General features: G+C 66.5%; 16 protein-coding genes. All 16 read left to right on the top strand.

The annotated features are described in order from the left end of the window. Nucleotides 1-77: 77 nt before the first annotated feature. The 16 genes from IE100_RS11370 (at nt 78) to IE100_RS11295 (ending at nt 13085) form a co-directional block, all read left to right on the top strand. Nucleotides 78-1058, top strand: coding sequence for a KpsF/GutQ family sugar-phosphate isomerase (locus IE100_RS11370; RefSeq protein WP_189374310.1), 981 nt, complete (start codon nt 78-80; stop codon nt 1056-1058). Between the two features lie 8 nt (nt 1059-1066). Beyond that, the gene (kdsC, locus tag IE100_RS11365; RefSeq protein WP_189374308.1) at nt 1067-1591 is read left to right on the top strand and encodes a 3-deoxy-manno-octulosonate-8-phosphatase KdsC; all 525 of its coding nucleotides are present in this window, start codon (nt 1067-1069) and stop codon (nt 1589-1591) included. After that, nucleotides 1588-2151 (top strand): LPS export ABC transporter periplasmic protein LptC, encoded by a 564-nt coding sequence (gene lptC / locus IE100_RS11360; RefSeq protein ID WP_189374307.1) that lies wholly within the window; start codon nt 1588-1590, stop codon nt 2149-2151. The genes kdsC and lptC overlap by 4 nt, the downstream gene beginning before the upstream one ends. Beyond that, nucleotides 2141-2650, top strand: a complete 510-nt coding sequence (lptA, locus tag IE100_RS11355; protein WP_189374305.1) for a lipopolysaccharide transport periplasmic protein LptA — start codon at nt 2141-2143, stop codon at nt 2648-2650. The genes lptC and lptA overlap by 11 nt, the downstream gene beginning before the upstream one ends. Beyond that, a complete protein-coding gene (gene lptB, locus IE100_RS11350) occupies nt 2647-3375 on the top strand; it encodes an LPS export ABC transporter ATP-binding protein (RefSeq protein WP_189374303.1) in 729 nt (242 codons plus the stop codon). The genes lptA and lptB overlap by 4 nt, the downstream gene beginning before the upstream one ends. A gap of 3 nt (nt 3376-3378) precedes the next feature. After that, nucleotides 3379-4824: an RNA polymerase factor sigma-54 gene (locus tag IE100_RS11345; RefSeq protein WP_189374301.1), complete on the top strand. Its 1446-nt coding sequence runs from the start codon at nt 3379-3381 to the stop codon at nt 4822-4824. A 62-nt stretch (nt 4825-4886) separates the two neighbouring features. Further along, nucleotides 4887-5207: a ribosome hibernation-promoting factor, HPF/YfiA family gene (gene hpf / locus IE100_RS11340; protein WP_047966198.1), complete on the top strand. Its 321-nt coding sequence runs from the start codon at nt 4887-4889 to the stop codon at nt 5205-5207. A gap of 163 nt (nt 5208-5370) precedes the next feature. After that, nucleotides 5371-5835: a PTS IIA-like nitrogen regulatory protein PtsN gene (gene ptsN / locus IE100_RS11335; RefSeq protein ID WP_189374299.1), complete on the top strand. Its 465-nt coding sequence runs from the start codon at nt 5371-5373 to the stop codon at nt 5833-5835. Continuing rightward, entirely contained in the window at nt 5828-6784 is a 957-nt protein-coding gene (gene hprK / locus IE100_RS11330; protein ID WP_047966200.1) for an HPr(Ser) kinase/phosphatase, read from the top strand. Before ptsN ends, hprK begins: the two co-directional genes overlap by 8 nt. After that, nucleotides 6765-7607 (top strand): RNase adapter RapZ, encoded by an 843-nt coding sequence (rapZ, locus tag IE100_RS11325; protein WP_189374297.1) that lies wholly within the window; start codon nt 6765-6767, stop codon nt 7605-7607. Before hprK ends, rapZ begins: the two co-directional genes overlap by 20 nt. Nucleotides 7608-7614: 7 nt before the next feature. Next, a complete protein-coding gene (locus IE100_RS11320; protein WP_189374295.1) occupies nt 7615-7977 on the top strand; it encodes a NusG domain II-containing protein in 363 nt (120 codons plus the stop codon). Continuing rightward, nucleotides 7958-8485 (top strand): Gx transporter family protein, encoded by a 528-nt coding sequence (locus tag IE100_RS11315; protein WP_189374293.1) that lies wholly within the window; start codon nt 7958-7960, stop codon nt 8483-8485. The genes IE100_RS11320 and IE100_RS11315 overlap by 20 nt, the downstream gene beginning before the upstream one ends. Beyond that, nucleotides 8472-9098, top strand: a complete 627-nt coding sequence (locus tag IE100_RS11310) for a flavin prenyltransferase UbiX (protein WP_189374291.1) — start codon at nt 8472-8474, stop codon at nt 9096-9098. The genes IE100_RS11315 and IE100_RS11310 overlap by 14 nt, the downstream gene beginning before the upstream one ends. Beyond that, the gene (locus IE100_RS11305) at nt 9085-10581 is read left to right on the top strand and encodes an NAD(P)H-hydrate dehydratase (protein WP_189374289.1); all 1497 of its coding nucleotides are present in this window, start codon (nt 9085-9087) and stop codon (nt 10579-10581) included. Before IE100_RS11310 ends, IE100_RS11305 begins: the two co-directional genes overlap by 14 nt. Further along, nucleotides 10578-11477, top strand: coding sequence for a DMT family transporter (locus IE100_RS11300; protein WP_189374288.1), 900 nt, complete (start codon nt 10578-10580; stop codon nt 11475-11477). The genes IE100_RS11305 and IE100_RS11300 overlap by 4 nt, the downstream gene beginning before the upstream one ends. A gap of 78 nt (nt 11478-11555) precedes the next feature. Next, on the top strand, nt 11556-13085 hold the full coding sequence (locus IE100_RS11295) for a sensor histidine kinase (protein ID WP_189374286.1): 1530 nt from the start codon (nt 11556-11558) through the stop codon (nt 13083-13085). Nucleotides 13086-13090: the final 5 nt, after the last annotated feature.

Here is a 13090-nt window from a genome sequence, read left to right as displayed (position 1 = left end):
GAATTGAATGGCGCTCAAGCAAAACTTGCACCCGCCAGGCGGTGCCCGGCGATTATAAGCTGATATAATTGCGCATTATGAAAAATGACCAAAAACAATCCTGCCTCGCGCTGGCGCGCGAAGTGCTCGCCATCGAAGCCGCCGCCATTACCCGGCTGGCGTCGCGGCTGGACGACAGCTTCAGCGCAGCGGTCGAACTGATCCTGGCCTGCGAAGGCCGGGTGGTGGTCAGCGGCATGGGCAAGTCCGGCCACATCGGCAACAAGATCGCCGCCACGCTGGCCAGCACCGGCACGCCGGCGTTTTTCATGCACCCGGCGGAGGCCGCCCACGGCGACCTCGGCATGCTGACCGAACGCGACATCCTGCTGGCGCTGTCCAACTCCGGCGAGAGCGACGAGTTGCTGGCGCTGCTGCCGGCGCTGAAGCGCAAGGGCGTGCCCATCATCGCGCTGACCGGGCGCCCGCAGTCGACGCTGGCGACCGAGGCCAGCATCCACCTCGACGCCGGCGTGGAGAAGGAAGCCTGCCCGCTGGGGCTGGCGCCGACCGCCAGCACCACCGCGGCGCTGGCGCTGGGCGACGCGCTGGCGGTGGCCCTGCTTGACGCGCGAGACTTCAAGCCGGAAGACTTTGCGCTGTCGCATCCCGGCGGCAGCCTCGGCCGCAAGCTGCTGGTTCACATCAGCGACCTGATGCACGGCGGCGACGCGCTGCCGCGGGTCATGAGCGGCAGCAGCCTGAAGGACGCGCTGCTGGAGATGACGCGCAAGGGCCTGGGCATGACGGCGATCTGCGACGCCGACGGCCGCCTGCTCGGCATCTTCACCGACGGCGACCTGCGCCGCACGCTGGACCGGAGCCTGGATCTGGCCGGCCTCTGCATCGACGACGTGATGGCGCGCCAGCCGCGCACTATCGAATCGCACCGCCTGGCCACCGAGGCGGCCAACGAAATGGAACACCACAAGATCAACGGCCTGCTGGTCACCGACCGCGCCGGCAATCTGGTGGGCGCCCTGAACATGCACGACCTGCTCAAGGCAGGCGTGGTCTGAGAGACACCATGCAAACCATCACCGAACTGGCCAAACGCACGCGACTGCTGATCATGGATGTGGACGGCGTCCTGACCGACGGCCGCATCTTCATCACCGCCAGCGGCGAGGAGCTGAAAGCGTTCAACACCCTGGACGGCCACGGCCTGCGCATGCTGCAGTCCACCGGCGTGCAGCTGGCGATCATCACCGGCCGCGACGCCCCCGGCGTCGCCCACCGCGCCCGCGGCCTCGGCATCGACCACTACTACGCCGGCGTGCACGACAAGCGCACCGCGCTGGCCGAGCTGCTGCAGAAGACCGGTATTGATGCCGCCGACTGCGCCTACATCGGCGACGACGTCATCGACCTGCCGGTGATGAGCCGCGTCGGCCTGGCGGTGGCGGTACCGGATGCGCCCAGCTTCGTGCGCCAGCACGCCCACTTCGTCACCGGCTGCAGCGGTGGTCAGGGCGCGGTGCGCGAGCTGTGCGAACTGATCCTGCAGGCGCAGGGCAACTACGACCGCCTGATGGCCGGCTACCTGGCATGAACCGCGCCGCCCGCCTGTTTCCGCTGGGCCTGATGCTGGGCATGGCCCTGCTCGCCTTCTGGCTCAACGTGCTGACCATGCAGCGCGACGATGCGCCAGGCAAGCTCGACCTGAGCCGGCCGGAGTACACCATCAAACAGCTGACGGCCAAGCGCTTCGACGCCCAGGGCCGGCCGCAGCAGTACATGCAGGCGGCCCAGATGTGGCAACTGCCGCGCAATCCGAATGTCTATCTCAGTCAGCCGCGCATCGAAGTCTTCCAGCAGGGCGTCCCCGACTACACGGTGACGGCCGCGGCCGGGCGCTACCACAAGCAGCAGAAAACGGCGGACTTCAGCGATAATGTGCGCTGGGAACGCAAGGCCACCGCCGCCGCGCCGGCCATCCTGCTGCAGACCTCGGTGCTGCATGTCGACACCGTCGCGCGCAGTGCCAGCAACCGCGCACCGCTGGTGGCCGACTACGGCACTTCGCAACTGAAATCGACCGGCTTCATCTACCAGCAGGACAGCGGCCAGCTGAACCTGCTGTCCAACGTAAGGATTACCTATGCGCCATAGTGTGCTGATCGCGCTGACCGCCCTCGTGCTGAGCGCCCCTGTCATGGCCGAAAAGGCCGACAGCGAAAAACCGATCGAACTGTCCGCCGACCGCGGCTCGCTGGACCAGAAAAAAGGCGTGACGGTATGGGAGGGCAATGTCGTGGTGGTGCAGGGCACGCTGAACCTGAAGGCGCAACGCGTGACCGTGACCCGCGACGCACAGGGCAACCAGCAGCTGCAGGCGCAGGGCAGCCCGGTCACCTTCCGCCAGAAGGTCGACGGCAGCAATGAGTACGTCGAAGGCAGCGCCAGCAACGTCCACTACAACACTGCGGCCAACCTTGCCACCCTGACCGGCAACGCCCGCGTCAAGCGCGGCCAGGATTCGGTCAGCGGCGCCGTCATCGTCTACAACACCGCCACCGAGACCTACCAGGCCAGCGGCGGCACCGCCGGCAGTGGCAACGGCGGCCGCGTGACGGTGATCCTGCAGCCCAAGACACAGGGCACGCCATGACGCCGAGCCAACTCTCCATCCAGCACCTGAAGAAGACCTTCAAGAAGCGCACCGTGGTGCGCGACGTGTCGCTGGAGATCGCCAGCGGCGAGGTGGTCGGCCTGCTCGGCCCCAACGGCGCCGGCAAGACCACCAGCTTCTACATGGTGGTCGGCCTGATCGCCGCCGATGCCGGCGAAATCCGCCTCGACGGCCAGACCATCACCCACCTGCCCATCCACCAGCGCGCGCGGCTGGGCCTCGGCTATCTGCCGCAGGAAGCGTCGATCTTCCGCAAGATGACGGTGGACGAGAACATCCGCGCGGTGCTGGAAATCGCCGGCCTGAAGGGCGAGGAGCTGGAAAACGAGCTGACCCTGCTGCTGGACGACCTCAACATCGGCCACCTGCGCGACACCAACGCGCTGGCGCTGTCCGGTGGCGAGCGTCGCCGCGTGGAAATCGCCCGCGTGCTGGCGACCCGCCCGCGCTTCATCCTGCTGGACGAGCCGTTTGCCGGCGTCGACCCGATCGCGGTGATCGACATCCAGAAGATCATCGCCTTCCTCAAGGAACGCGGCATCGGCGTGCTGATCACCGACCACAACGTGCGCGAAACGCTGCGCATCTGCGACCGCGCCTACATCATCTCCGAAGGCAGCGTGCTCGCCTCCGGCCTGCCGGAAGCACTGGTACTGAACGAACAGGTCCGCCAGGTGTATCTGGGCGAACACTTCCATCTGTAAGCCATGAAACAGACCCTCCAGCTCAAAACCAGCCAGCAACTCACGCTCACCCCCCAGTTGCAGCAATCGATCAAGCTGCTGCAGATGTCGACGCTGGACCTCAGTACCGAGCTGGAGCGCTACCTGCTGGAAAACCCGCTGCTGGAACGTGCCGACAGCAGCGACAGCCATGACGAACCCGACAGCCCGTTGCCGGTGCTGGCGCCCGGCGGCGACACGCCGGCGGCGGACAGCACTAGCGAGGCGGAGCGGCCGGAGCCGGAAAGCAGCCGCGACGACGGCGACCTGCTCGGCGACTGGGGCAGCGGCGGAAGCGGCAGCAGCCGCAACGATGATGACGACGAGTTCGACCCCATCCTCAATACCCCGTGCCGGCCGTCGCTGCGCGAGCACCTGACCGCGCAGATGGGCGAAACCCAGCTCAGCCAGCGCGACAAGGCACTGATGTCGCTGCTGATCGACGAGCTGGACGATGACGGCTACCTGCCGACCTCGCTGGACGATATCGCCGCCGAGCTGCCGCTGGAGCTGGAAGTGGAAGGCGACGAGCTGGAATGCCTGCGCAAGCTGCTGACCCAGTTCGAACCGACCGGCATCGGCAGCCGCAACCTCAGCGAATTCCTCAGCCTGCAACTGCAGCAGCACCCGGCACCGGCCGCGGTACGCCAGCTGGCACTGGACATGGTGCAGCAGCATCTGCCGCTCTTGGGCAGCCGCGACTTCACCAAGCTCAAGAAGCTGCTCGCCATCGACGAGCAGCAGCTGAAAACCGCGCACGCGCTGCTCGCCAGCCTGCGGCCGCGCCCCAGCAGCGGCTTCGACCAGGGCGAGACCCACTACGTGGCGCCCGACATCCTGGTGGTGAAACGCCAGCAGCGCTGGGTGGCGCGACTCAACCAGGGCACGCTGCCCAAGCTGCGCGTCAACCAGATGTATGCAGGCATGCTACAACAAAAAGGTAGCAGCCATAATCTGGGCGGCCAGCTGCAAGAGGCGCGCTGGCTGGTAAAAAACATTCAACAACGGTTTGACACCATCCTGAAAGTGGCAGAATCTATTGTTGACAGACAGCAAGCGTTCTTTGAACAAGGTGAAGTGGCCATGCGCCCGCTCATCCTGCGAGACATCGCGGAAGAACTCGGCCTGCATGAGTCAACCATCTCCCGTGTCACCACGCAGAAATACCTGCTGTGTAGCCGTGGCTTGTTCGAACTCAAGTATTTCTTTGGCAGTTCGGTCGATACTGACAGTGGTGGCGAGTGTTCCGCCACCGCGATCAAGGCACTGATCCGGCAGATCATCGATGCGGAAGACCACAACAAACCGCTGTCTGACAGCGCCATTGCCGACCGGCTGGTCGCACAAGGCATACAGGTTGCAAGACGTACCGTAGCCAAGTATCGTGAAGCCATGCAGATACCGCCGGTCAGCCAGCGCAAAACTTTTTAGGTTGTTCATAACAAGATCGCCATGCCCAGTCCGGATATGGCACCAACAGAAGGAGTTAGGGTATGAACCTCAAGATTACCGGCCTCCACCTCGACGTTACCCCGGCGCTTCGTGACTACATCGAAAGCAAACTGGAACGCATTACCCGCCATGTCGATAACGTGATCGGTGTCAACGTGACACTGTCTGTCGACAAACTGGTACAGAAAGCCGAAGTCAATGTCCACCTGGCTGGCAAGGACATCCATGCCGAAGCCACCGAAGCGGACATGTACGCGGCCATCGACCTGCTGACTGACAAACTGGATCGTCAGGTACTGAAATTCAAGGAAAAACAGGTCGAGCATCGCGCGCCGGTACCGCAAGAGCAAGCGTCGCTCTGATCACGATTTGCTGAACAAAAAACGGATAATGCAAGCACTGCTTGCTTATCCGTTCTTTTTTTGGGTGCCGCTTTTTCTCCTGACGATCATCCTGCGCTTTCCGCTATGGTATTCCGTGGACTCGGCGTAGAATGGCCCTCGATTTTTTCGGGCAAATGGCATTATGGGCTTGATCAGTAAAATACTCTCCGTGGACAACGTCATTGCTGAGATGGACGTTTCCAGCAAAAAACGACTCTTCGAACAAGTCGGCCTGATGGTCGAAAACAGTCACGCCATCGCGCGCAGCGATGTCTTCGACAGCTTGTTTGCCCGGGAAAAACTCGGTTCCACCGGCCTCGGGCAAGGCGTCGCCATCCCGCACGGCCGCATCAAGAGCCTGAAGGAAGCCACCGGCATCTTCATCCGCCTGAAGGCGCCGATTCCGTTCGACGCCCCCGACGGCAAACCGGTCTCGCTGCTGTTCGTGCTGCTGGTGCCGGAGCAGGCCACCGATATCCACCTGCAGGTCTTGTCCGAGCTGGCTCAGCGCTTCTCCAGCAAGGCGCTGCGCGAGCAGATGAACGATCCCGCCTGCGACGCGCAGAAGCTGTTCGACCTGATTTCCGACACCCCAGACCATGCCTAATATCAGTGTTCGCCGCCTGTACCAGGACAATCAGCACAAGCTCAACCTGAGCTGGGTCGCCGGCCGCTCCGGCTCCGACAACCTGATTTCGAATGATGAACAGCGGCCAACCCAGGCACTGGTCGGTCACCTCAACTTCATCCACCCCAACCGCGTCCAGGTCCTAGGCCTCGCGGAGGTGGAATACCTGAACAAGCTGGAGCAGGCCGCGGCACGAACCGCGCTGGACCAGCTGTTCCACCGCACCATGGCGGTGGTGATCGTCGCCAATGCGCAGCCGGTACCCAACCTGCTGCGCGACTATTGCCAGAGCCACAATGTGCCGCTGATGAGTACGCCGCTGGAAAGCCCGTACCTGATGGACGTGCTGCGCATCTATCTGGCGCGCGCGCTGGCGGTGTCCACCGTGATGCACGGCGTGTTTCTCGACGTGCTGGAAATCGGCGTGCTGATCATGGGCGATTCGGCGATGGGCAAGAGCGAGCTGGCGCTGGAACTGATCTCGCGCGGCCACGGCATGGTCGCCGACGACGCGGTCGAGCTGTACCGCATCGGCCCGGAAACGCTGGAAGGGCGCTGCCCGGCGCTGCTGCGCGACTTCCTCGAAGTGCGCGGCCTCGGCATCCTCAATATCCGCACCATCTTCGGCGAAACCGCGGTGCGCCCGAAGAAGGTGCTGAAGCTGATCATCCACCTGATGAAGGCCAACGACCAGGCGATGCAGACGCTGGACCGCCTCAACATCCAGTCCGAGACGCAGGACATCCTCGGCGTCACCGTGCGCAAGGTCATCCTGCCGGTGGCCGCCGGCCGCAACCTGGCGGTACTGGTCGAGGCCGCGGTGCGCAACTACATCCTGCAGCTGCGCGGCATCGACAGCACCCGCGAATTCATCGACCGCCATACCAACCTGCTACGGGACCAGGAACATGCAGCTGATTCTGATTAGCGGCCTGTCCGGCTCCGGCAAGTCGGTCGCCCTGCGCCTCTTGGAAGACAACGGCTACTACTGCGTCGACAACCTGCCGGCCACCATGCTCACCGACGTGGTGGCGCTGTACAGCGAACAGGGCTACGAGCATGTCGCCATCAGCGTCGACACCCGCTCGGCGCCAACGTTGGCCGCATTGCCGGAGGTGATGGCCAACCTGAAGGCGGTGCGGGTCGACGTGCGCCTGATCTATCTGGAAGCCACCACCGAGGTACTGGTGCAGCGCTTCTCGGAGACCCGGCGCCGCCACCCGCTGTCCGGCAACGGCCTGACGGTGGAGGAATGCATCCGCCTCGAGCGCGAGATGCTGGAGCACATCCACGAGCTGGGCCACCGCATCGACACCAGCCACCTGTCCGCCAACGCGCTGCGCGCCTGGGTCAAGGTACTGGTCGACGCCGACGCCGACTGCCTGACCCTGGTGTTCGAATCGTTCGGCTTCAAGCACGGCCTGCCGCTGGACGCCGACTTCGTGTTCGACGTGCGCTGCCTGCCCAACCCCTACTACGAAGTCGCGCTGCGACCGCTGACCGGCCAGGACGAGGCGATCTGCCGCTTCTTCGAGGGCGAGGCCAGCGTGGCGCAGATGCTGGCCGACATCCGCCAGTTCCTGCAAAACTGGCTGCCGCGCTTCCGCCAGGACAACCGCAGCTACGTCACCGTCGCCATCGGCTGCACCGGCGGCCAGCACCGCTCGGTCTACCTCGCCGAACAGCTGGCCAAGGCCTTCGCCGGCGAACAGGTCCTGCTGCGCCACCGCCAGCTGCCCGCCAAAAAATAAGCCGCCGATGTTCAAGGCCGGGGACTATCTGGTGCTGCTGGCACTGTGCGCGCTGTTGCTGGCCGCCTTCCTGCAGCTCGGCCGTCACGCCGGCGCGGCCAGCGAAGTCATCGTGCGCCAGAACGGCATGGAAACCGTCCGCCTGCCGCTGCGCCTGAACCGCCTCCATGTCGCCCGCGGCCCGCTGGGGCTGACCGAAATCGAGATCCACGACGGCCAGGCCCGCATCCGCCGCGATCCGAGCCCGCGCCAGTACTGCGTGCAGCAGGGCTGGCTGCGCCGCAGCGGCGACATCGCCGTGTGCCTGCCCAACCGCGTCAGCATCGAGCTGGCCGGCCCGCGCCAAGCCCATGACTCGCTCGCCTACTGAACGCACGCTGCAAGCCAGCGCCGACGATCACCGCATCGCCAGCCTGGCCGCGCTGGCCATCGCTCTGGGCATGGTCGATGCCGCCATCCCGTCGCCGCTGCCCGGCGTCAAACCGGGGCTGGCCAACATCATGACCCTGTTTGCGCTGTACACCCTGGGCTGGCGCGCCGCGGTGTGGGTCACGCTGCTGCGCGTCGTCGGCGCCGGCCTGCTGCTGGGCAGCCTGTTCACCCCCGGCTTCTGGCTCAGCCTCGGCGGCGCGCTGGCCAGCCTGCTGCTGCTGGGCGCCTGCCGGGCGCTGCCAGCGCGCCATTTCAGCCTGGTCAGCCACAGCCTGCTGGCGGCGCAGGCCCATCTGCTGGGACAATTGCTGCTGGTCAGGCTGTTCCTGATTCCCTACGACAATATACTGGTACTGTTCCCGCCGCTGGCGCTGGCCACCCTGCTCGGCGGCGTCGCCAACGGTCTGATCGCAAGCCATCTGGTACAAGCGCATGACAAAGATTGATACCGTTACCGTCGCCCTCACCGGCGCCTCCGGCCTGCCCTACGGCCTGCGCCTGATCGAATGCCTGCTGCGCGCCGGCAAGCGGGTGTGGGTGATGTACTCGCAGGCGGCACAGGTGGTGGCGAAACAGGAGATGAACCTGACGCTGCCCTCGCGGCCGGAAGGCTTCCAGCAGTGGCTGCAAGAGCGCTACCAGCCCGCCGACGGCCAGCTGGCGGTGTTCGGGCGCGAGGCCTGGTTTGCACCGCCCGCCTCCGGCTCCAACCCGGCCGACGCAATGGTGATCTGCCCGTGCTCGATGGGTACCCTCGCCGCGGTGGCGCACGGCATGAGCGACAACCTGATCGAACGTGCCGCCGACGTGATGATCAAGGAAGGCCGCAAGCTGGTGCTGGTACCGCGCGAGGCGCCGCTGTCGGTGATCCACCTCGAAAACATGCTCAAGCTGGCCCGCCTCGGCGTCTGCATCCTGCCGCCGTCCCCCGGCTTCTACACCCACCCGCAGACCGTAGCCGACATGGTCGACTTCGTGGTCGCGCGCATCCTCGACCAGCTGGCGGTACCGCACCAGCTGCTGCCGCGCTGGGGAGAGAGTCACCATGCCGGCGAATGAGCGCGCGCTGATCGACGCTGCCGCGCTGCGGCAGTGGGAGCAGCAGGCGGCGCTGGCCGGCCTCGACCTGATGGCCCGCGCCGGCGCCGCCATTGCGCAGTGGCTGCACCGGCACTACCCGCCGCCGCGCCGGCTGCTGTTCGCCGCCGGCACCGGCAACAACGGCGGCGACGCGCTGATCGCGGCACGGCTGCTGCTGGCCGATTACGAGGTCGGCGTGTGGCAGCCGCTGCCGCCTGTCACCGCCGCCGCGCAGGCGGCCAGGCGGCAGTATCTCGCCGCCGGCGGCCGGCTCGACCGCACACTGGCCGCGCTCCCTCCGGCCGAAGTCCTGATCGACGGCCTGTTCGGCGCCGGGCTGAACCGGCCGCTGGACGCCGGCTGGCAGGCGCACCTCGCCGCGCTGGACGCCCTGCCCTGCCCGCGGGTGGCGCTGGACGTGCCCAGCGGCCTCGACGCCTGGAACGGCTGCGTGCAGGGTGCCGCCCTCCCCGCCGACCATACCCTGGCGCTGCTGTGCCACAAGCCGGGGCTGTTCACCGCCGACGGCCGCGACTACAGCGGCCGCGTCGAGCTGCTGCCCCTCGACTGCCCGCCAACGCTGGTACCACCGCCGCAGGGCGAGCTGCTTGCGGCCAACCTTGCACCGCTGCGCCGCCGTCACAACAGCAACAAAGGCAGCTTCGGCTGCGTCAGCATCATCGGCGGCTGCGCCGGCATGGGCGGCGCAGCGCTGCTCGCCGGTCGCGCGGCTCTGGCGCTGGGGGCCGGTAAGGTGCGCATCCACAGCCTGGATGCGCGGCTGGCGCTGGACCCGCTGTGGCCGGAGCTGATGATCGCGCCGCTGGGCAGCAGCAGCCTCGCCGCCGACGAGGTGGTCGCCATCGGCCCCGGCCTCGGCCAGAGCCCGCAGGCGCACCGCATCCTCGCCGGCGTGCTGGCTCACCCCGGCGCGCTGCTGCTCGACGCCGACGCGCTCAACCTGCTGGCCGGCGACGATGCCCTGCAACAACAGCTGCGCCAGCGCACGCGACCGGCGGTGATCACCCCGCATCCAGCCGAGGCGGCACGCCTGCTCGCTTGCAGCACCGTTAGCGTGCAGCAGGACCGCCTCGCCGCGGTGCGCAGCCTTGCGGCCAAGCTTGGCGTGATCGCCGTGCTCAAGGGCGCCGGCTCGCTGGTCTGCGGCCCCGACGGCTACTACCGGCTGTGCACCGCCGGCAACGCGGCGCTGGCCAGCGCCGGCCAGGGCGACATCCTCAGCGGCAGCATCGCCGCGCTGCTGGCGCAGGGCCAGGACGAGACCACCGCCGCCGGCAACGCAGTGTGGCTGCACGCCAGCGCCGGCGACCGCTACCTGGCCGACGCCGGCGGCCCGATCGGCCTGCGCGCCAGCAGCACGCTGCCGCTGATGCAGCAGCTGCTCAACCGGCAACTCGCCGGCAGCGACCACGACCACTCCCACAGAAAGCCCCCGTTTTGACCTCGCAACAAAAAGCCTACCTCTACGGCCTCGGCGCCGTGCTCGCCTGGTCCACCGTGGCCACCGCCTTCAAGATCAGCCTGCAACACCTCAGCCCGGCGCAGCTGGTGCTGTACGCCAGCGCCTTTTCGCTGCTGTCCTTGCTGTCCATCCTCGCCTGGCAGGGCCGTCTCGGCGAGCTGCTGCCGGCGCTGCGCCAGCACTGGCGGCGCTCGCTGCTGCTGGGCGCGGTCAATCCCTTTGCCTACTACCTGATCCTGTTCCAGGCCTACGACCTGCTGCCGGCGCAGGAGGCGCAGGCGATCAACTACACCTGGGCGCTGACCATGACCCTGCTCGCCATCCCGGTGCTGAAGCAGAAACCGCGGCCGCAGGACGCGCTGGCGGCGCTGGTCTGCTACGCCGGCGTGCTGGTGATCGCCACCCGCGGCCAACCTTTGGCGCTGGAATTCAGCAACCTGGCCGGCGTCGGCTACGCGCTGGTCTCCACCGTGCTGTGGGCCGGCTACTGGCTGTTCAATACCCGCGACCGGCGCGAGCCGGTGCTGGGGCTGACGCTGAACTTCCTGTTCGCGCTGCCGCTGGCCTGGCTGTGGTGCCTGGGGCACGGCGAACTGGGTGCGGTGGCGTGGCAGGGCATCGCCGGTGCCGCCTACGTCGGTGCGCTGGAGATGGGCTTCACCTTCGTGCTGTGGCTGGCAGCGATGAAGCTGACCAGCAGCACCGCACGCATCGCCAACCTGATCTTCCTCGCACCGCTGCTGTCACTCTTGCTGATCTACCTGCTGATCGGCGAGCAGATCCTGCCCTCCACCCTCAACGGCCTGGCGCTGATCCTGGGCGGCCTGATCCTGCAAAAAATCCCGCTGCCGCGTCGCGCCGCCAGCGGCTGCTGAAAAAACCGTCGCGCCGACACACCGGGCGCCAGCGGCTGCGTTACCATGACTCGTGCCTTATCTGCGCAGGGTGACGACATGAACAGCATAAAAAGCCGGCTGGCGATCTGGATCATCTCGGTGCTGTCCATCGTGATGGGCCTGACCGGCTTCCTGAGCTACGAGGCCGCCCGCGACGCCGAGGAGCGCGACTACCTGCAGCTGAAGCAGGGCCTGCAGGAGCGGCTGGCGCTGTCGCTGCCGCACGGGGTGTGGCAGCTGGACGACCAGTTCATCCGCCTGACCCTGGACGCGGAGCTGAAATCGGCGGCGGTGGTCGGCCTGATGGTGGAAGGCGATGCCGGGCTGTTCTTCGGCCGCATGCGTAGCGCCGACGGCCGCATCACCTCGCTGGCCAAGGCGGCGCCGCCGCTGCACGACGAAACCCTGCGGCTGCCCATCCTTTACCAGCAGCGCCACAACCTCGGCCAGATCACCGTGTATCTGTCGCGCGACAAGATCACCACCCGCCTTGCCAGCGAGCTGACCCGCCAGATCGTGCTGGCGCTGCTGATCAACCTGCTGCTGTTCGTCATCCTGATCGCCGGCCTGAAACGCTACGTGTTCTCGCCGCTGCACGAGCTGCAGCAGGCGCTGTACGGCGCCGCCCGGCTGGAGGCGGAAGCCGACCTGCAGCTGCCGCAAAGCCGCTTCAGCGAATACGCCGAGCTGGTCGGCGGCGTCAACCTGATCATCCACAAGATCAGCCGCGAGCTGGGCCTGCGCCGCGACGCGGAGCGGACCGCCATCGCGGAAAAGGAACGCGCCGAGGTCGCCTACCGGCAGTTGCTGGACACCCAGAACACGCTGGTGGAAACCGAAAAACTGGCGTCGCTGGGCAGCCTGGTCGCCGGCGTGGCGCACGAGATCAACACCCCGGTCGGCATCACCCTCACCGCCGCCTCGCACCTGGCGCGGATCACCGGCCAGGTCGGGCAGCAGTTCCAGAGCGGCCAGATCAGGAAAAGCGAGCTGGAGCGCTATCTCGACGACGCCCGCGAGTCCACCGCGCTGATCCTGAGCAACACCGAGCGTGCGGCCAACCTGATCCAGAGCTTCAAGCAGGTCGCCGTCGACCAGACCAGCGAGGCGCGGCGCCAGTTCGACATCGCGCACTACATCGGCGAGATCATCACCAGCCTGCGCCCCAGGCTGCGCCACAGCAAGGTGGTGATCGACGTCGACTGCCCGCCCCAGCTGCGGATGGACAGCTACCCCGGCGCCCTGTCGCAGGTGCTGACCAACCTGCTGATGAACGCGCTGCTGCACGCCTACGACGACGGCGCCGAAGGCTGCATCCAGATCCGCGTCGACGCGCTGGCCGAGCAGAAGATCCGGCTGTCGGTGACCGACGACGGCAAGGGGATTCCGCCGGAAAACCTGAAACGCATCTTCGAGCCCTTCTTCACCACCCGCCGCGGCGATGGCGGCAGCGGCCTGGGCCTGCACATCGTGTTCAATATCGTGTTCCAGCGCCTGGGCGGCACGATTCGGGTTGACAGCACCGTCGGGGAAGGCACATCTTTTATCCTGGTGCTGCCCTGCACGGCACCGGAAACGGCCAACTGAAGGGG

It is taken from the genome of Vogesella alkaliphila (genome assembly GCF_014652475.1).
GTDB classification, from domain to species: Bacteria; Pseudomonadota; Gammaproteobacteria; order Burkholderiales; family Chromobacteriaceae; genus Vogesella; species Vogesella alkaliphila.
The sequence above is the reverse complement of the archived record's forward strand: the minus strand, read 5'-3'. Positions and strand labels throughout refer to the sequence as shown.

What these genes read in the sequence shown, in the direction of transcription:
- IE100_RS11370 (WP_189374310.1), top strand. Translation starts at nt 78, where the DNA reads ATGAAAAATGACCAAAAACAATCCTGCCTCGCGCTGGCGCGCGAAGTG.
- kdsC (WP_189374308.1), top strand. Translation starts at nt 1,067, where the DNA reads ATGCAAACCATCACCGAACTGGCCAAACGCACGCGACTGCTGATCATG.
- lptC (WP_189374307.1), top strand. Translation starts at nt 1,588, where the DNA reads ATGAACCGCGCCGCCCGCCTGTTTCCGCTGGGCCTGATGCTGGGCATG.
- lptA (WP_189374305.1), top strand. Translation starts at nt 2,141, where the DNA reads ATGCGCCATAGTGTGCTGATCGCGCTGACCGCCCTCGTGCTGAGCGCC.
- lptB (WP_189374303.1), top strand. Translation starts at nt 2,647, where the DNA reads ATGACGCCGAGCCAACTCTCCATCCAGCACCTGAAGAAGACCTTCAAG.
- IE100_RS11345 (WP_189374301.1), top strand. Translation starts at nt 3,379, where the DNA reads ATGAAACAGACCCTCCAGCTCAAAACCAGCCAGCAACTCACGCTCACC.
- hpf (WP_047966198.1), top strand. Translation starts at nt 4,887, where the DNA reads ATGAACCTCAAGATTACCGGCCTCCACCTCGACGTTACCCCGGCGCTT.
- ptsN (WP_189374299.1), top strand. Translation starts at nt 5,371, where the DNA reads ATGGGCTTGATCAGTAAAATACTCTCCGTGGACAACGTCATTGCTGAG.
- hprK (WP_047966200.1), top strand. Translation starts at nt 5,828, where the DNA reads ATGCCTAATATCAGTGTTCGCCGCCTGTACCAGGACAATCAGCACAAG.
- rapZ (WP_189374297.1), top strand. Translation starts at nt 6,765, where the DNA reads ATGCAGCTGATTCTGATTAGCGGCCTGTCCGGCTCCGGCAAGTCGGTC.
- IE100_RS11320 (WP_189374295.1), top strand. Translation starts at nt 7,615, where the DNA reads ATGTTCAAGGCCGGGGACTATCTGGTGCTGCTGGCACTGTGCGCGCTG.
- IE100_RS11315 (WP_189374293.1), top strand. Translation starts at nt 7,958, where the DNA reads ATGACTCGCTCGCCTACTGAACGCACGCTGCAAGCCAGCGCCGACGAT.
- IE100_RS11310 (WP_189374291.1), top strand. Translation starts at nt 8,472, where the DNA reads ATGACAAAGATTGATACCGTTACCGTCGCCCTCACCGGCGCCTCCGGC.
- IE100_RS11305 (WP_189374289.1), top strand. Translation starts at nt 9,085, where the DNA reads ATGCCGGCGAATGAGCGCGCGCTGATCGACGCTGCCGCGCTGCGGCAG.
- IE100_RS11295 (WP_189374286.1), top strand. Translation starts at nt 11,556, where the DNA reads ATGAACAGCATAAAAAGCCGGCTGGCGATCTGGATCATCTCGGTGCTG.